Annotated in this window: 15 protein-coding genes and 1 riboswitch; of the genes, 7 read left to right on the top strand and 8 right to left on the bottom strand. The window is 57.3% G+C overall.

Annotated features, from left to right (window positions below; translation table 11 throughout):
- Window positions 1–18: 18 nt before the first annotated feature.
- Window positions 19–3,780 (bottom strand): methionine synthase, encoded by a 3,762-nt coding sequence (metH, locus tag PG1C_RS01110; protein WP_202635618.1) that lies wholly within the window; start codon window positions 3,778–3,780, stop codon window positions 19–21.
- Between the two features lie 94 nt (window positions 3,781–3,874).
- Window positions 3,875–3,955, bottom strand: a riboswitch (S-adenosyl-L-homocysteine riboswitch).
- A gap of 239 nt (window positions 3,956–4,194) precedes the next feature.
- Between metH and PG1C_RS01105 the strand changes: the two genes are divergently transcribed.
- From PG1C_RS01105 to PG1C_RS01090, 4 genes are all read left to right on the top strand, one after another.
- Window positions 4,195–4,437 (top strand): type II toxin-antitoxin system Phd/YefM family antitoxin, encoded by a 243-nt coding sequence (locus PG1C_RS01105; protein ID WP_202635617.1) that lies wholly within the window; start codon window positions 4,195–4,197, stop codon window positions 4,435–4,437.
- Window positions 4,434–4,697 carry a Txe/YoeB family addiction module toxin gene (locus PG1C_RS01100; protein ID WP_202635616.1) on the top strand — a complete coding sequence of 88 codons (264 nt, stop codon included), beginning with the start codon at window positions 4,434–4,436 and terminating at the stop codon, window positions 4,695–4,697. The genes PG1C_RS01105 and PG1C_RS01100 overlap by 4 nt, the downstream gene beginning before the upstream one ends.
- A 358-nt stretch (window positions 4,698–5,055) precedes the next feature.
- Complete coding sequence (locus PG1C_RS01095) at window positions 5,056–5,280, top strand: addiction module protein (protein WP_202635615.1); 225 nt, start codon at window positions 5,056–5,058, stop codon at window positions 5,278–5,280.
- Between the two features lie 115 nt (window positions 5,281–5,395).
- Window positions 5,396–5,671, top strand: coding sequence for a BrnA antitoxin family protein (locus PG1C_RS01090; RefSeq protein ID WP_202635614.1), 276 nt, complete (start codon window positions 5,396–5,398; stop codon window positions 5,669–5,671).
- A gap of 202 nt (window positions 5,672–5,873) precedes the next feature.
- Here the strand turns inward: PG1C_RS01090 and PG1C_RS01085 are convergent, their stop codons facing one another.
- The 3 genes from PG1C_RS01085 to PG1C_RS01075 form a co-directional block, all read right to left on the bottom strand.
- Complete coding sequence (locus PG1C_RS01085) at window positions 5,874–6,269, bottom strand: PIN domain-containing protein (protein WP_202635613.1); 396 nt, start codon at window positions 6,267–6,269, stop codon at window positions 5,874–5,876.
- The gene (locus tag PG1C_RS01080) at window positions 6,256–6,498 is read right to left on the bottom strand and encodes an AbrB/MazE/SpoVT family DNA-binding domain-containing protein (RefSeq protein WP_202635612.1); all 243 of its coding nucleotides are present in this window, start codon (window positions 6,496–6,498) and stop codon (window positions 6,256–6,258) included. Before PG1C_RS01080 ends, PG1C_RS01085 begins: the two co-directional genes overlap by 14 nt.
- Window positions 6,499–6,593: 95 nt before the next feature.
- Window positions 6,594–7,016 carry a helix-turn-helix domain-containing protein gene (locus PG1C_RS01075; protein ID WP_202635611.1) on the bottom strand — a complete coding sequence of 141 codons (423 nt, stop codon included), beginning with the start codon at window positions 7,014–7,016 and terminating at the stop codon, window positions 6,594–6,596.
- Between the two features lie 126 nt (window positions 7,017–7,142).
- On the opposite strand from PG1C_RS01075, the gene PG1C_RS01070 reads away from it, so the two are divergent.
- From PG1C_RS01070 to PG1C_RS01060, 3 genes are all read left to right on the top strand, one after another.
- A complete protein-coding gene (locus PG1C_RS01070; RefSeq protein ID WP_202635610.1) occupies window positions 7,143–9,122 on the top strand; it encodes a site-specific DNA-methyltransferase in 1,980 nt (659 codons plus the stop codon).
- A complete protein-coding gene (locus PG1C_RS01065) occupies window positions 9,119–12,079 on the top strand; it encodes a DEAD/DEAH box helicase family protein (protein WP_202635609.1) in 2,961 nt (986 codons plus the stop codon). Before PG1C_RS01070 ends, PG1C_RS01065 begins: the two co-directional genes overlap by 4 nt.
- A gap of 257 nt (window positions 12,080–12,336) precedes the next feature.
- Window positions 12,337–12,573: a hypothetical protein gene (locus PG1C_RS01060; RefSeq protein WP_202635608.1), complete on the top strand. Its 237-nt coding sequence runs from the start codon at window positions 12,337–12,339 to the stop codon at window positions 12,571–12,573.
- A gap of 99 nt (window positions 12,574–12,672) precedes the next feature.
- Here the strand turns inward: PG1C_RS01060 and PG1C_RS01055 are convergent, their stop codons facing one another.
- The 4 genes from PG1C_RS01055 to PG1C_RS01040 are packed head-to-tail and all read right to left on the bottom strand — an operon-like array spanning window position 12,673 to window position 16,845.
- Entirely contained in the window at window positions 12,673–13,467 is a 795-nt protein-coding gene (locus tag PG1C_RS01055) for an SDR family NAD(P)-dependent oxidoreductase (RefSeq protein ID WP_202635607.1), read from the bottom strand.
- A gap of 32 nt (window positions 13,468–13,499) precedes the next feature.
- Window positions 13,500–14,750, bottom strand: coding sequence for a CaiB/BaiF CoA transferase family protein (locus tag PG1C_RS01050; RefSeq protein ID WP_202635606.1), 1,251 nt, complete (start codon window positions 14,748–14,750; stop codon window positions 13,500–13,502).
- Between the two features lie 22 nt (window positions 14,751–14,772).
- The gene (locus PG1C_RS01045; RefSeq protein ID WP_284431776.1) at window positions 14,773–15,933 is read right to left on the bottom strand and encodes an acyl-CoA dehydrogenase family protein; all 1,161 of its coding nucleotides are present in this window, start codon (window positions 15,931–15,933) and stop codon (window positions 14,773–14,775) included.
- Between the two features lie 54 nt (window positions 15,934–15,987).
- On the bottom strand, window positions 15,988–16,845 hold the full coding sequence (locus PG1C_RS01040) for a MaoC/PaaZ C-terminal domain-containing protein (RefSeq protein WP_202635604.1): 858 nt from the start codon (window positions 16,843–16,845) through the stop codon (window positions 15,988–15,990).
- Window positions 16,846–16,911 lie beyond the last annotated feature (66 nt).

Genomic DNA, 16,911 nt, shown 5'->3' with positions numbered 1-16,911 from the left:
AAACCGGGACAGCTACTTTTAAAGCAACGGTGCCAGCCACCGTTCAGCTTCGCTCACCGGCATGCCGCTGCGCTGTGCCCAGTCTTCCAGCTGGTCGCGACCGATTTTGGTGACAGCAAAATATTTCGCTTCGGGGTGCGCCAGATAAAACCCGGCAACTGAAGCGGCGGGGGTCATGGCAAAGTTCTCGGTTAATTCCATGTCCGCATTGGCCGGTGCGTCAAGCAACTGGAACAGCGCGGCTTTAACGGTGTGGTCGGGGCATGCCGGATAGCCCGGTGCCGGGCGAATGCCGCGATATTTTTCGGCAATCATCTCATCAAACGCTAAGGTCTCGTCCGCAGCGTAGCCCCAGGCGTCACGGCGTACCTGCGCGTGCAACCATTCAGCCGCCGCTTCAGCCAAACGATCAGCGAGCGACTTTAAAAGAATGGCGCGGTAGTCATCATGCTGCGCGGCAAACTCGGCCAGTTTTTTCTCGATGCCGATGCCCGCGCTCACGGCAAACGCACCGGCGTAATCGGGAATGGCGGTCTTTGCCACCGTATCGCCATCGCCGATTTTTTGCCCCGACTTGGGCGCGACAAAATCAGATAAACACTGATGCGGTTTACCCGCCGGACGCTCCTGTTGCTGGCGCAATCCGTGCCAGGTCATCAGCGGCGTAGTGCGCGATTCATCATCAAAAAACACGATGTCGTCACCCACCGCGTTGGCCGGAAACAGGCCAAATACGGCGTTGGCCGTCATCCACTTTTCTGCGATCACTTGTTGCAACATCGTCTGAGCATCACGGTAAACGTTGCGTGCCGCTTCACCCACCACCGCATCGTCGAGAATCTCCGGAAAGTGCCCGGCCAGATCCCAGGTCTGAAAAAACGGGCCCCAATCGATATAGTCGGCCAGTGTCGCCAAATCAAGATCGCGCAACACACTGACGCCCAGCTGGCGCGGTTTGACGGGCGCATAGTCAAGCTTGGCGCGATTAGCCCGCGCTGCCGCAAGGGATACCAAGGGCACACCTTTTTTTGCCGCGTGCTGAACGCGCACTTTCTCGTAGTCGGCCGCCACCTCATCAACAAACGCGGCACGCATATCGATCGAGAGTAATTGCGTCACCACACCCACAGCGCGCGAAGCATCTGGCACATACACCACCGGACCGTCGTAATTCGGTGCGATTTTTATCGCGGTATGCGCACGGCTGGTCGTGGCGCCACCGATCAGTAGCGGCATCGGGCCGTTGCCGCCCTTGCCACCCAATCCCTGACGCTTCATTTCGCTGGCAATGTGCGCCATTTCTTCCAGCGACGGCGTGATCAAACCCGACAGCCCGATAGCTTGCGCACCATGCTCTTTGGCGGCGTGCAAAATTTTGTCTACCGGCACCATGACGCCCAGATCAACCACATCGTAGCCATTGCAGCCGAGCACCACACCGACGATGTTTTTGCCGATGTCATGGACATCGCCCTTTACTGTGGCCATGATGATCTTGCCTTTGCTGGTGGAACCCGTGCGCTTTTTTTCCGCTTCGATATAGGGCAACAGATGCGCCACCGCGAGCTTCATCACGCGGGCGGATTTAACCACCTGCGGCAAAAACATCTTGCCTGCGCCGAACAGATCGCCCACCACGTTCATGCCCGCCATCAGCGGCCCTTCGATAACCGAGAGCGGCGGTTTGCCTTCGCCCATCAGCGTGGCGCGGCACTCTTCGGTGTCGGCCACCACGAACTCGGTGATGCCTCTGACCATGGCGTGTTCCAGCCGCTTTTCTACCGACGCATCGCGCCAGGCCAGATCAACCACTTGCTCTTTGGCCTGACCTTTGACTGTGCTGGCAAATTCCACCAGCGTCTCGCCAGCGCCGACTTTTCGGTTGAGCACCACGTCTTCCACTTTTTCACGCAGCACCGGGTCAAGATCGTCATACACGCCCAGTTGCCCGGCATTGACAATACCCATGGTGAGTCCGGCTTTGACCGCGTGATACAGAAACACCGTGTGAATCGCTTCACGTACAGAGTCGTTACCGCGGAAAGAAAACGAGACGTTGGAAACACCGCCCGAGGTGCGTGCATGCGGCAGGTTGTCCTTGATCCAGCGCACGGCGTTGATGAAATCCACCGCGTAGTTATCGTGCTCGGGAATGCCGGTGGCGATGGCAAAAATGTTGGCGTCAAAAATAATATCTTCGGCCGGAAAACCATCAGCGACCAGCAAGTCATACGCGCGTTTGCAGATATTCGTTTTGCGCTCGAAGGTATCGGCCTGACCTTGTTCGTCAAAAGCCATCACGATCACCGCTGCGCCGTAGCGCCGCGCCAGCCGCGCCTGCCCGAGAAACTTCGCCTCGCCTTCTTTCATCGAAATCGAATTGACAATGCCCTTGCCCTGGATGCATTTCAGGCCCGCTTCAATCACCTCCCACTTCGAGGAATCAAGCATGATCGGCACTTTGCAGATGTCCGGCTCGGAGCCAACGAGATGGAGGAACTTCACCATCGCCGCCTGCGAGTCGAGCATCGCTTCGTCCATGTTGATATCGATAACCTGCGCGCCATTTTCTACCTGCTGCCGCGCAACCGCCAACGCATCATCAAAGCGGCCTTCGAGAATCATGCGGGCGAAGGCTTTGGAGCCGGTGACATTGGTGCGCTCGCCCACGTTCACGAACAGGCTGTCGTCGGTAATATTGAAAGCCTCCAACCCCGATAAACGCAGCGAAAAGTTCCCGAAGGGACGCATCGCGCTGGCGCTGACAGGACGGCGCGGCGGGCAGTTTTTCAACGCCTCAGCCATGACGCGGATGTGATTCGGCGTGGTGCCACAGCAACCACCGGCGATATTGATAATGCCGGCTTCGCCCCATTCGCGGATTTCTTCAGCCAGCATCTCTGGCGTTTCATCATAGCCACCAAACGCATTCGGCAAACCAGCATTGGGGTGAGCAGAAACAAAGCAATCGCACAGACGCGAAATTTCGACCACATACTGGCGCAATTCTTTTGCACCCAGTGCGCAGTTAAGGCCGAACGACAACGGCTTGACGTGGCGCAGCGAATTCCAGAAAGCTTCCGCCGTCTGGCCCGAGAGCGTGCGGCCGGAAGCATCGGTAATGGTGCCGGAAATCATCACCGGCCAGCGGCGGCCTGCCTCGTCGAAAAACTTTTCAATCGCGAACAACGCGGCTTTGGCGTTCAGCGTATCGAAAATGGTTTCGACCAGCAAAATATCCGCGCCACCTTCCGTCAAGCCGCGGGCAGATTCGATGTAATTGGTAACGAGCGCATCAAAAGTAACATTGCGCGCGCCAGGATCATTCACGTCTGGCGAGAGCGACGCCGTGCGCGATGTGGGCCCCAGCACCCCGGCGACAAAGCGCGGTTTATCCGGCGTGGAAAACGTGTCCGCCGCCTCACGCGCCAGGCGCGCTGCGGCCACATTCAACTCAAACGCAAGATCCGCCAAACCATATTCCGCTTGCGAGACGCGCGTGGCATTGAAGCTGTTGGTCTCGAGAATATCCGCTCCGGCTTCCAGATACGCCGTGTGGATGCCGCGAATCACGTCCGGCCGCGTCAGGCAGAGCAGATCGTTGTTACCCTTCAGGTCTTTGCCGTGAGCCAGAAAACGCTCGCCGCGATAGTCCGCTTCTTTCAAACCATGCTGCTGCACCATGGTGCCCATGGCGCCATCCAGAATAAGAATGCGCTGCGCGAGCAAATCGCGCAGCTCAAAGCTGCGGTCAGATTGCGGTTGGTGGCTTGCGGTCACGTGTTTCTCCAATTCATGACCGGGGCGGGGAGCGATGCTGCGATGTTGCAATATGGCTGTTCGGCTCACGCGTGACCCCGGCAGAAAATTTCAGGGTAGGTGAGCGCCGTTGAAAACAGGTTCCGAGCCTAGGGTTTGAGCCATACGGCCCGACCTTGCAGCGCTCCTCGGAAGCAGGGATGAGATTATATACCGGCGGGGAAGACAACCAAAGCGATACAAGGGAGGGGTAATGTTTCAGTTTAAGGGTAAGTGAATTCGCTATAAAGGTATGATGCGCCAAAGTCCATATCGCAGGGAGGTGCAATGGAGTGAAATATACTCATACAGCATACCGCTGATACAGAGTAGTTCCTTGCTTGACTTAAAGTACGTAATAACGTACGCTTAAGCTTTCCTTTATAGGAGTGCGCGATGCGTACACTGACGGCTAGCGAGGCTCGGTCAAATCTTTATCGTCTTGTTGATGAAGCCAGCTCAAACCATGAGCCGGTGGTTATTACAGGCAAGCGAAATAATGCGGTTTTGGTCTCAATGGATGACTGGGCTGCGCTACAAGAAACGGTTTATTTGCTTTCTATTCCGGGCATGCGTGAATCCATTCGGGAAGGCATGACAAGCCCGCTGGATGAGTGCGCCAAGGAGTTGCCTTGGTGAGTTGGCAGCTGGTTTATACAAAAGCTGCACAAAAAGACGCGCAAAAACTTGCTGCATCCGGACTAAAAGAGAAGGCGTTAGGCTTATTAACGATTCTTGGTGAAAACCCGTTTCAGAATCCACCGCCTTATGAAAAACTGGTGGGTGATTTAGCTGGAGCATATTCACGTCGCATCAATATTCAACACCGCCTCGTTTATCAAGTTCTGGCAGAGCAAGGTATCGTCAAAGTATTGCGGATGTGGTCACATTATGAGTGAGGCGCCGTCTCGCCATCCGCTACGGCGAGGAGACCTGCCCGCGAAGCGGAATCTGACCAAAGGAAATGTGACCGAAGGGAATGCAAAGCCAAAGCCCAGGCCTGCAAAGTTGAGCGTTTTTTTGCTCGACCGCCTTGTAGCGCATCCACAGCGAAGCGGGCAGGGTTCTGTCCTGCCCCTTCTTGCTGTGCAGTTGCCTCATCAGTGGCTTCATCAGCGCCGACTTTCTACACATGGGCCGTACCATGCGGCACTCTCACCCCTACACTCAAGCGGATCAACGCCAGCATATTGGCCAATCTGAGCATGAGAATCGCAATCGCAGTAATATTTGACGAGTTCTACAGAGGATTTGACAATGGGAAATCAACTTGAAAAATTGGAAGCTGAAGCACTGAAGCTCACGTCAGGTGAGCGTGCTGCATTCGCACAGCTATTGCTAGCCAGCCTTGATGAAGATACTGAGATTGAGGACGCATGGGCTGTTGAAATCGAACGCAGGATTGCGGATGTCGAAAGTGGCGCGGTTCAGGCCATTCCAATCGCGCAAGCGCTTGCCCAGGTGCGTGCCGCGCTGAAGTGACGCTCAATTGACACCTCGGCAGTGAAGCTCGTTATCGTTCCACTTGCTCTGGCAGAATTGCATACTGTTGCAGCGTTCTATAAATCGCGGGCAAATGCAAGAGAGGCAAATAGACATGGCAAGCCACAAACCCTTGATTAATGCGAACGACGAAGTTCGCGAGCTGACCACGGCAGATATGGCGAAATTCAAGCCCGCCGCTGAGGTATTGCCGCTAGCGCTGAGAAAGAAACTGGGCGTGCGTGGCGCGCAAAAAACGCCCACTAAAGAGCGCATCACTATCCGGTTATCGCGAGAAGTCGTCGATCAATTTCGTGACAGCGGCGAAGGCTGGCAAACCCGTGTTGACGCAGCCTTGCAAGATTGGCTCAAGAGCCATTCTCCGGTGTAAGACAGCGCTTCATTTTCGCGCAGAGCCAGAGTCTGCACCGCTACTCCGACCCTGCCCCATCATGCGGTAACCACCGAATAGGTATAAAAAAGGTCGCAAAAGGGTCGATTAAGTCAGGTCACGCCGTCTCACCAGCACCGACTTTTACGGCCTGACTGTGCCCAAAACCGTTACCCCTCTGTTGCCCTCTGTCATCCGCACTTTATGCGACTGGCACCAGACGCGCACCTGCCAGTTTACCCAGCTTGCGATCAAAAGTCGCCAACAGCATATTTTCGGCGCGCGCCTGCGTCAGGATGACATAGTCAGAAAAATCAGCCGCGCCGTTGCGGAATTCGCCTAACGCGGCGCGCAAAACATCAGCATGTTGCAACACAAAACTCTGGTTGCCCAACAGGGTTTCCAGCACCGCCGCAAGCTCTGCCCGAGCAAAGCCGTAGGCGCTCTCCAGAACCCAGACGGTTTCGATCTGCACCACCTGTGGCACATAAACCTCGCCAGCCGCGCTTGCCAACGCGCGCGCTGCTGCACACTGGTCAATAGCCTGCGGATCGTCAATCAAAATCCGCACCAGCACATTGGTATCAAGCGCCAGCACGGTTTTTCCGCTTGGCCTTGATGGTCTCATCCATGGCTGACAGGCTCACGGATTTTCTGGCTTTAAGGATGCCGAAAGCGGCCGCCACCCCCTGCGGATGCGGCTGGATAATCAAGCGTCCGTTTTCTTCAACAAAACCCACCCGATCCCCCGGCTTGATGCCGAACTTTTCGCGCATTTCGGCAGGTACCGTGACCTGCCCTTTGGTTGTGACGGCTGAACTCAGCATAATCGGCCTCCATGTATTACCAAATAATAAAGTAATACCATGGTATCACGGTATGGCCGGTAGCTAACGGCAATACGCCGCATCCCGCAGCAGCATCAACCGCGCGGCTTTTTCTTGTCTGGCTTGGACGCTGTCTGCGCCTTGGCAAACGTCAAAATCACCTCGCGCACGATCTTGCGTTGCGGGGCTGGCAGGGACAAGAAAGTTTCAAACACCTCGCGCTCCAGATAACCGACACCTTCGTCCCATCGCTTGGCCTTTTCCCTAATCGCTTTGATCGGCCCTGCGCCAAAGCGCAGCACATGCGGCTCGACGCCCAGCCAGTCGGCCAGCACTTGTAGTTTTTCCTGAGAGGGGATGGCTTCGCCACGCAGCCAGCGCGACACGGCTTGAAAAGTGACTGACCTTCCCCAGTAGCGGCTGTTGAACTCCTTTTCCAACACACTTGGCCGCGCCTGATAACCCGCAGTGGTCATTGCATCACGTAGGCGTTCGGCGAACTCAGTTTTTTCATCCATATCCAGAACTTAAATTCCGGTGGCGTCGTGATTAAACTTTCTGTTGTATTCTTGGTTCAATTATTCGTTGAACTTTCGGTTGAATCGCCCTCGAAAAGTGATTGCCGTGCAAAAAGAATTACAACCATGTCTAAAAGTCTGCTGGAACAACTGCCCGAAATCGTCGCCAAGGGGAAACAGGAAGCCGAGCGCATTCTCGAAAGTCTGGAAGGCCGTCACCGCATCGGACTGCAAACCCGCGAATGGGTGTTGCCGGCCAAGGATGCGGCGGTGCAGGACTGGATACGCAGTGCGGAACGGGAAAGCCATACAAAAGTTCCCGAAGGGACGCAGCGTGCTGGCGCTGGCGAGACGGCGATTGACGGCATGCCGTGGGCGAATCGCCTGATTTACGGCGACAACCTGCTGGCGATGGCGGCGCTACTGGCGGGCGACGAGCAAACGCCCAGCCTGCGCGGCAAGATCGACCTGATTTACATCGACCCGCCGTTCGACTCCAAGGCCGACTACCGCACCAAGGTCGTACTGCCCGGCGTGGAACTGGAACAAAAACCCACCGTCATCGAGCAGTTCGCCTACTCGGATACCTGGAGCGACGGCACGGCCTCGTATCTGGCGATGATCACGCCGCGCCTGATTCTGATGCGTGAGCTATTGGCCGAGACCGGCTCGATCTATGTGCATCTAGACTGGCACGTCGGGCATTACGTGAAGTTAGTTCTGGATGAGATATGGGGTCGAGACAATTTCAAGCGTGAAGTTATTTGGAACCGTGGGAACCCTTCAGGAGGGAAGGCAGCTGCGCAAAATTGGATTCACTCTCACGACGTAATTTTCTTTTATGGCAAAACGTCGGAGCCAAAATTTTCAAAAATCTACGAACCTTACACAGATGAGTACATCGCAGAGCGCTTCACTAACGATGACCTTGATGGAAAAGGACGTTATCGGTTGCAAGGTAGTGGTGATCAACTTAGGAAGCAATACCTTTCGGAGTCAAAAGGAAAAGCTGCGACTTCAGTGTGGCAAGTGCCCGACATCAACGTAATGGCAAAGGAACGCATCGACTACGCGACGCAAAAACCAGAAAAGCTCTTGGAGCGCATAGTGCAGGCCTCCTGCCCCGAAAACGGCCTCATCGCCGATTTCTTCGGCGGCTCAGGCACCACCGCCGCCGTCGCCGAAAAGCTCGGCCGCCGCTGGATCACGACTGACCTCGGCAAGCCGGCCTGCATGGTGATGCGGAAACGCCTGATCGACCAGAACGCGCAGCCTTTTCTTTACCAGGCGATTGGCGACTATCAGGTGGAGGCGGCCAAGGCATCTCTCGGGCGTGGCTTTCGCATTGGCGACTTGTCGCAGATCGTGCTCTCGCTCTACGGCGCGCTGCCGCTGCCGCCGGAAGAGAACGCCAACCGCAACCTGGGCAAGCTCGTGGCCGGCGGTTCGAAGACGCTGGTGCTGGCCGATTCGCCGAACAAACTGACCGGCGCGGCCACATTGAAAAAAGCCGTGGCCTTGCGCGATACGCTGATGGGCGGCTGGGACAAGGTGGTGGTGCTGGGCTGGAACTTCGAGCCGGGCATCGGCGAGAGTATCGCTGCGATGAACGACGTGCGGCTGGAAGTGCTGGTGATTCCACCCGACCTGCTCGATCGCTTGAAGAAGAAGGGCGGGTTGGAAAAGTTGCGCGGGCAGGTGCGCTTCGCCAGCCTGCAATATCTGACGTTGCATCCGATAGAGCGAAGAAAAGTCGGCGCTGGCGAGACGGTGACGGTAAGGCTGGCGAACTACGTGCTGCTCTCGCCAGAGGCGATCAACCTCGACGAGGCCAACCGTGCCAAGTTGCAGGCGGTGGCGAACAGGGAGCCGCTGGCGCTGATCGAATACTGGGCGGTGGACCCGGACTATGACGGGCAGGTGTTCCGTTCGGTATGGCAGGACTATCGCGGCAACACGGAGAACGATGGCGACCCGCTGCGCGTGGTGACGCAAGCGCGGTTAACCCTGCCCGTCAAGAACGGCCCGCGCCGCGTGTGCGTGCGCGCGGTGGATGTGTTCGGCTTTGAGGCGGAGGTGGTTGCAACCGTCGAGGCGGCGGCGTGAAGGCCGCTGCCGAGAATCCGCTGGCGCTGGCCGCTGGTCTGACGGCCAAGACCAATGCGCTGTGCATTGGCCTGGAAGAGGGTGTTGCGGATATTTACGATCTGGTCACGCCAACGACGGCGGAATTGTTGCGCTGGTGGTTTCTCGCGGACATTTGCGCCACACGGCCATTCAATTTTCACGCCGGGCAGCGGCAGGCGATGCTTAACACCATTGTCGCCCATGAAGTGCTGGCAGCGCCTGATCTCGTCAGCCTCTACCGGCAGGCCGCGCCGGATGCGCTGCTGGCCGGCGCGCGCTTGACTGAAGTCGCGCAGGCCAAGCATGCCCACCCCAGGTATTGCCTGAAGATGGCCACCGGCACGGGTAAAACCTGGGTGATGCAGGTCTTGATGATCTGGCAGTTGCTGAACCGGACGGCGGCGCAGGCCGAAGGCAACACAGGGGAAAATGCGGACCCGCGCTTCACGCGCCATTTCCTGATCGTGGCGCCGGGCTTGATCGTCTATGAGCGCCTGCTCGATGCGCTGTGCGGCCGGCTGAAAGACGGCGTGCGGGATTTCGCCAGTTCGGACATGGCACGCTATGCGGAACTATTCATCCCCGAAGGCGAACGGGAACGGGTGTTCGGCTTTATGCGCGGCAATGTCTGCGAAAAGAACGAGATCGGCCTCAAGGCGACCGGCAACGGCCTCATCGCGGTCACCAACTGGCATGCGCTGGCGGAAGCCGAGGAAGAGACGGAGCCGGAAGTGGCTGTGCCGGGCACCAACGACGCCTTGTCCGACCCGCAACAGGTTATCGCTGACCTGCTGCCGCTCACGCCGGGAAAATCGGCTGGCAATAGTCTGGAGGCGCTCGACCGGCGCTTTGCGCGCGGCGGCATGCTCGATTACCTGGCTGATCTGCCTGCCTTGATGGTGTTCAACGATGAAGCGCACCACATTCACGAATTGAAAAAAGAGGGCGAAACGAGCGAGGTCGAGTGGCAAAACAGCCTGACGCGCATCGCGCAGAAAAAAGGCCGCCGTTTCGTGCAGGTGGATTTCTCGGCCACGCCTTATAACGATGCGGGCGCGGGCAAAAACAAACGCAAAGTTTACTTCCCGCATATCGTCGTCGATTTTGATCTCAAAGCGGCCATGCGCGCGGGACTGGTGAAATCGCTGGTGCTGGACAAGCGCAAGGAGCTCGGCGCCCTGCCGCTGGAATTCAAGGCCGAGCGTGACGCGGATGGCAACCCGACACTGGCCGAGGGGCAGCGCGTGATGTTGCGCGCCGGTTTGCAAAAGCTGAAAAAGCTGGAGGCGGATTTTACCCCGCTGGATGCTGTGCGCCACCCGAAGATGCTGGTGGTGTGCGAAGACACCACGGTCTCGCCACTGGTGGCCAACTTTTTGCGCGACGAGGGCTTGCGTGAAGAAGAAGTCATGGCGATTGACTCGGGACGCAGGGCGGAACTGGGCGAAAAAGAGTGGGCGCCGATTAAGGAGCGCCTGTTCGATGTCGACCGCCATGCCACGCCCCGCGTGATTGTCAGCGTGCTGATGCTGCGCGAGGGCTTCGACGTGAACAACATCTGCGTGATCGTGCCGCTGAGATCAAGCCAGGCGCAGATTCTGCTGGAGCAGACTATCGGCCGCGGCCTGCGCCTGATGTGGCGCGAGGATGAGTTTGCCGACATCCGGCGCGAAAACCGCGAACGGATCAACCGGGGACAGGAGCCAGCCAGCCTGCTCGATATCCTCTGCATTGTCGAGCATCCGGCCTTCCGGTCTTTTTACGATGAGCTGATGCAAGAAGGTCTTGTCGGTGCGACCAGCGAGGAGGGCGACAACACCAGCAGCGCCGGTGACATGATGACCATCGGCCTGCGGGACGGTTTCGAGGCATTTGATTTCGCGATTCCCTTCATCCTGCGTGAGGCCGAAGAGACGTTCGATCATCGCGGGCTGGACGTCATGGCGCTGCCGCCCTTCACTGCGATGAGCCGTGCGGAACTCTCGCGCATGCTGGGCCGGGGCGATACCTTTGTTTCGCAGGACTTGCAGAGCGCCACGCTGTTCGGTGATTACCGGGTCGAGGGCGCGGTGATGAGCGTCGGCGGCTACAACGACTATCTGGCGCGCCTCACCCGTCGCATCGGCCAGGCGCTGAGACTGCCGCTGCCTGCCAATAGCCAGCGCGGACGCAAGATCGCCGATCACCACGTCAATCCCTACATGCAGGTGAATACGGCAGAGCTGACGGGCTGGTTGGAACGCTACATCCGCGAGCGTCTGTTCGCCGAACCCTTTGACCCGCTGGTGAAGGAAAACTGGCGCCTGCTGCTGTTGCAACCGCTGGTGGACCACATCACCGAGAAATTCGCGCTGGCTTTGGTGGAATCGGAACAGCGCGACTGGCAAGGCGAAACCGACGTGCGCCAGCGTCAGCTGTCTGAGGTGAATAAGCTGACCATGCGCGATAGCGCCTCGCTGCCTGTCGCTAAGTGTATCTATGAGCGCCTGCCTTACCCGACGCGTAACGGCGGGCTGGAGCGGGCATTCATGGAATGGGCGCAGGCTGACAGCAGTGTGCTGGCGTTCTGCAAGATCAGCGAAACCCGCCACGAATTCGCCCGCTTGCACTATGTGAAAGAGGATGGTTTGCCTGCTTTTTATTCGCCGGATTTCTTTATGCGCACCGCTGCAGGCGTGTATGTCGTGGAGACCAAGGCCCAGCAACAGACGATACACCCCAACGTGCAGCGCAAGTTGAAGGCCGCCGCCGCATGGTGCGAACGTATCAACGGACTGGCGCCCGAGCAGCGGGATAACCGCGAGTGGCGCTATGTGCTGCTCGGCGAAGCGCTGTTCCACGACTGGCGCAACAAGAGCGGCCGGCTGGCCGAGCTGCTGGATTACGCCCGTGCGCGGCCCACGGGTGACGCCGGGGCGCAGCAGTCGTTGGTTTGATCAAAAAATATCGCAGCACCTAAAAGAGGTACGAGAGGTACGCTCCAAAGATGACCTCTGCAGTGAAGATAACTCATTGATCCGTTATCTCTTGGAGGCATATTCGCGACCTGCGCCCCTATACCATCCGTTTATTACGTGGTTATTACGACCTCGCCGTCTCACCAGCGCCGACTTTTTGGGACGAATTTAGTGTTGACATTAAAGCAATGATGTGAGAAATTGGTGCATCGCAACATTTCCTAAAGGAGCATGTCATGTTACCCATTGATGAAGTACAAACCAAAACTCGAGAAGTCATCGCCAATACTGTCGAGCTAAACGAAACTGTAGTGCACGGTGCTGTCAAGGCAACAGAAGAGGTCGGTGTTTTTTATAAAAGGATTATTGAAGGAAAACCAACCGACCACTACCACATCACCAATGCCTTCAAAAAGATACTGGCAAACAATATTGCCGCAGCGCAGCAATATTTCAGGTCTTTCCAGGCTTGATGGTGACACACCGTGAAAACTGCTGGCTTGAGCCGCGCTAGAAAGTCGCTCAAGCCAGCATCAACTTTGTTGCTACGGCCCTTATCGCGGTAAGTTGGCCTAGCCAATCATGCTGTAGCCGCCAGATACCGACAGCACCTGCCCCGTAACGTGGCTTGCGGCTTTGGACGACAAAAATACTACAGCATTGGCCACATCCCCTGGCCGCCCGACTTTCTTCAAAGGCAAGGCGTTGGCTACTTTTTCCAGCTGCTCGGGGGTGAACATGCCGGTGGGGTCAGACCACATGCTGGTGCTGCCCACATCTTCCGCTTCTTCGGGAATGGTGACGCCAGGGCAAACCACATTGCAGCGGATGCCGTAGCGCCCATTTTCTTTGGCGATGGTTTTCATGAAGCTGTTGATCGCCGCTTTAACCCCACCGTACACGGCTTCTTTCGGTTCCCCTTGGCGACTGGCATCCGAGCTGATCGAGACGATGGCGCCGAATTGCTGGGGAATCATCAGGCCTAGCGCAGTGTGCGTGCAGTTGAGCACGCCCAGGTAATTAATGCGGATGATGCGTTCCCACAGCGCAGGGGTGGTTTGCGTGAAAAACATGAGCTGATCCCAGCCGACATTATTCACCAGCACATCCACCCCGCCAAACTTGCTGACGGCTGCGGCAAACATGGCCTTCACCTGTTCCATGTTCGTCACATCCGTGGGGATCACCTGCACACTCTTTGCACCTTGCGCACGCGCCAGCACAGCGACTTTTTCGGCTTGCTGCTGGTCAATATCGCCGATGGTAATGTTCGCACCTTCAAGCGCATAAGCCAGCACGATGCCGCGCCCGATGTTGGATGCGCCGCCGGTAATGATGACTGATTTGCCTGCCAGATCAAGATCCATTATTTTTCCTTGTTAAAAACAATTTATGTTATTTAAACCGTCGGTGCAGCGATCACCACACCCTCATCCAGCAAAGCCTGTACTTCATTTGCATCATATCCATGCGCTTCTAGAATTTCTCGGGTGTGCTCGCCAAACGCGGGCGAGGGGCTGGTGATATTGCCCGGCGTGCGCGAGAGTTTTAGTGGAATGCCCGTGCCTGTGTAAGTGGCCGTCGTGATCGCCATTTTGCGGTGCAGTGTGTGCGGGTGCGTCAGCACTTCGGGTATCGACAGCACTGGCCCGGCGGGCACACCGGCCGCAATCAAATTTTCACAAAGCGCATGGCCATCAACATGGCTCAACTCTGCTTCGAGCAATTCGCGCAGCACAGTACGGTTGGCAATGCGGTCGCTGTTGTCCATAAAGCGGTGATCTGTCGCCAGCTCGGGTTTGCCAAGGTAAGCGCAAAACTTGCGGAACTGACCGTTGTTACCGATACCAAGAAACATCTCGCAGGTGCGGGTCGGATATTTGTCGTAGGGAACGATATTCGGGTGCGCATTGCCCGAACGGCGCGGCGGGTTTCCCGAGATAAACCAGTTGCTGGCATGTGGATGCAACAACGCGATGGCGGTGTCATACAAGGTGGCGTCAACGAACTGGCCTACGCCCGAACGATTGCGCTCGGCCAACGCCAGCAGGACGCCAATAGTCGCAGACAAGCCCGTCGCAAGGTCGACAATCGGCACACCGATGCGCGTGGCACCGGATTCCGGCGAACCATTGATGCTCATCAACCCACTCATGGCTTGCGCAACGGCATCGTATCCGGGCGCACCACCCAGCGGACCGTCAGCACCGAAGCCGCTCACGCGGCAATGAATGAGGCGAGGGAAACGTGCGCGCAGCACTTCTTCGTAGCCCAAACCCCAGCGCTCCATCGTGCCAATTTTGAAATTCTCGATGAGCACATCGGCGTCTTCTAGCAAACGCAGAACAATTTCTCGTCCTTCGGTGCTCGACAGGTCGATCACCATACCCTGCTTGTTGCGATTCACGCCAAGATAATAGGCAGCCAGGCCAGTATCGTTGAACGGTGGCCCCCAGGCACGGGTTTCATCGCCTTGCGGCGGCTCAACCTTGATCACCTGCGCGCCATGATCGGCCAGCGTTTGAGCGCAAAATGGCCCGCCCAGCACACGCGATAAATCGATCACCTTGAGGCCGCTCAGGGCACCCGGTGTGCCGGTTACATCGGTTGCGCCTGTCGATGCCGTTATGGATGGTGTTAACTCTTTCATGACAGGCCCTCGCCGTAAATAACTATGCGCGCTGATTAAAACGCCGTCCCACCAGCGCCGACGCGATGTTGATCATCTGGATATCAATCGTGCCGCCCGCAATGCCCCAGCCCCAGCCATCGCGCAGGCGCTGCTCCATCGGAAACTGCGTTGAATAGCCATACGCCCCAAAAAGCTGCAAGGCCGTGCCACACACCTCACGCACGGTTTGGTTGGCATAGCATTTGGCCACGCTGCTCTCCAGCATCGAAGGCAACGCATGGCTGGCATTTTGCGCCGCGCGATGAATCAGCAAGCGTGTGGCTTCCACCTTCATGGTCATGTCCGCCAGCTTTAACTGTACCGCCTGAAAATCCACAATCGGCTTGCCAAATTGCTGGCGCTCTTGCACATACTGCAAGGCATCCTCCAAGGCACCTGCCGCAATGCCCAAACACATGGTGGCGTTGCCGCAACGCTCCAGATCAAACGCTTCCATCAGTTTTTTAAAGCCACCGGCGGGCACGATGACATTGTCTTGCGGCACACGCACGGCATCAAAAAACATGTCCGCACTCGGAATGCCGCGAAAGCCCAGCAACTGTTCCGGCGCGCCGAACGTCACCCCCGGCGTGTCTTTTTCCACATACATCGCGCCTATGCCAGCGGCGCCGGGTGCGTCAGACATGCGGCAATACACCACGTAGCCACCCGAATGGCCGCTGCCGCTGGACCAGCGCTTTTGCCCATTGATCACAATTTCATCGCCTTCTACGCGTGCGGTGGTTTTAAGATCGGTCAAGGCAGAGCCCGCATCCGGCTCGGACATCGCGACTGCCACCACCAGATCGCCTCGGCAAACGGCGGGCAATACGCGGCGCTTTAAGGCTTCGCTGGCGAAATGCTCGATCGCCCGCGCAGGCCCTACGCTGCTCTCAAAAATAGGGAAGGCCACGGCGGAAGATACCCTGGCGAATTCTTCAATCACCAGGAGCGCTTCCAGATTGCCCAGCCCCATGCCACCGTATTCAGGGGCGACGTTAATGCCCAGAAAGCCCATCTCGGCATAACGCCGCAGCCACTCGTGCGGCACGGGCGTTGCCGTGCGTTCCAGCTCACGCGCAACGGGCGTCATTTGCTCAACGGCAAAGCGGCGAGCGGTTGTTTGCAAGGACCGCTGCTCTTCAGTTAAGCGAAAATCCACGGGGGCGGCATCCTGTCAAGGCTGATCTGAGTATTGATCAAAGGCTCATTGCGCTCACGTAATCTCGGCGCGGCCGTTATTGAGCACCATCACGTCACGCTCAACCACCCGAGCACGAAAAGACACGATGCTGCCATCGACCCACATTTCAGTGCGTATCGTCTCGCCCGGATACACCGGCGAGGTAAAGCGCACATTCATCGCAATCAAACGCGTAGGGTCGTTATCGCACACGGCGCGAGTCAACGCATAACCCGCAATGCCAAACGTGCACAAGCCATGCAAAATCGGCCGTTCAAACCCTGCTGTCTTTGCCATGGCAGGTTCGGCATGCAGCGGGTTGTAGTCGCCCGATAAGCGATAGATGAGTGCTGCGCGCGCATCGGTTGAGCGGTCGAGAGTAACGTCTGGCGTACGTTCGGGCAGCACATGAATGGCGGGCGCAGAACTCGCTGGCCCACCAAAGCCGCCATCGGCACGGCAAAAGGTGGTGGAAGTCAAAGTGCAAAGCAACTCGCCACTGACCGCATCGGTAATTTTGCGCTCGGTCAATACCAGCGCGCCTCGGCCTTCGCCCTTGTCGATCACACCCGTCACTCGTGTACGGCCAATCACTTCGCCCGCAGTAGCTGGCAGCCTATGGATACGCAAGCCTTGCTCACCATGCACCAGTCGCGTCCAATCAACGCCCGTGCCCGGGTCTTTGATCCATAAGCCGGGGTAGCCCAGCACAACGGGGTAAGTAGGCAAGACACACAGGTTTTTTTCATACACAAAGCGCAGCTCGGCTTCATTCATTGGGTCAGCGCCCAGCCCGATGCCCAAGGCATACAGCATGGTGTCACGCGTGGTGTAGCGGTGACGCACATCCTCAAACGGCCATGCCATCAGCTTGTCATAGTTAATTGTCATGCAGACCTCCCCTGTTATTTTTTTCTGCGCTCATCCACGCCAATACAACGTTAATTACACCGCGAA

It is taken from the genome of Rugosibacter aromaticivorans, from assembly GCF_000934545.1.
Classification (GTDB): Bacteria; Pseudomonadota; Gammaproteobacteria; order Burkholderiales; family Rhodocyclaceae; genus Rugosibacter; species Rugosibacter aromaticivorans.
Note: the sequence above shows the minus strand (reverse complement) of the source record. Positions and strands in the feature narration are given on the sequence as shown.

What these genes read in the sequence shown, in the direction of transcription:
- PG1C_RS01040 (WP_202635604.1), bottom strand. Translation starts at nt 16,845, where the DNA reads ATGACAATTAACTATGACAAGCTGATGGCATGGCCGTTTGAGGATGTG.
- PG1C_RS01105 (WP_202635617.1), top strand. Translation starts at nt 4,195, where the DNA reads ATGCGTACACTGACGGCTAGCGAGGCTCGGTCAAATCTTTATCGTCTT.
- PG1C_RS01050 (WP_202635606.1), bottom strand. Translation starts at nt 14,750, where the DNA reads ATGAAAGAGTTAACACCATCCATAACGGCATCGACAGGCGCAACCGAT.
- PG1C_RS01070 (WP_202635610.1), top strand. Translation starts at nt 7,143, where the DNA reads ATGTCTAAAAGTCTGCTGGAACAACTGCCCGAAATCGTCGCCAAGGGG.
- PG1C_RS01075 (WP_202635611.1), bottom strand. Translation starts at nt 7,016, where the DNA reads ATGGATGAAAAAACTGAGTTCGCCGAACGCCTACGTGATGCAATGACC.
- PG1C_RS01060 (WP_202635608.1), top strand. Translation starts at nt 12,337, where the DNA reads ATGTTACCCATTGATGAAGTACAAACCAAAACTCGAGAAGTCATCGCC.
- PG1C_RS01055 (WP_202635607.1), bottom strand. Translation starts at nt 13,467, where the DNA reads ATGGATCTTGATCTGGCAGGCAAATCAGTCATCATTACCGGCGGCGCA.
- PG1C_RS01090 (WP_202635614.1), top strand. Translation starts at nt 5,396, where the DNA reads ATGGCAAGCCACAAACCCTTGATTAATGCGAACGACGAAGTTCGCGAG.
- PG1C_RS01095 (WP_202635615.1), top strand. Translation starts at nt 5,056, where the DNA reads ATGGGAAATCAACTTGAAAAATTGGAAGCTGAAGCACTGAAGCTCACG.
- PG1C_RS01080 (WP_202635612.1), bottom strand. Translation starts at nt 6,498, where the DNA reads ATGCTGAGTTCAGCCGTCACAACCAAAGGGCAGGTCACGGTACCTGCC.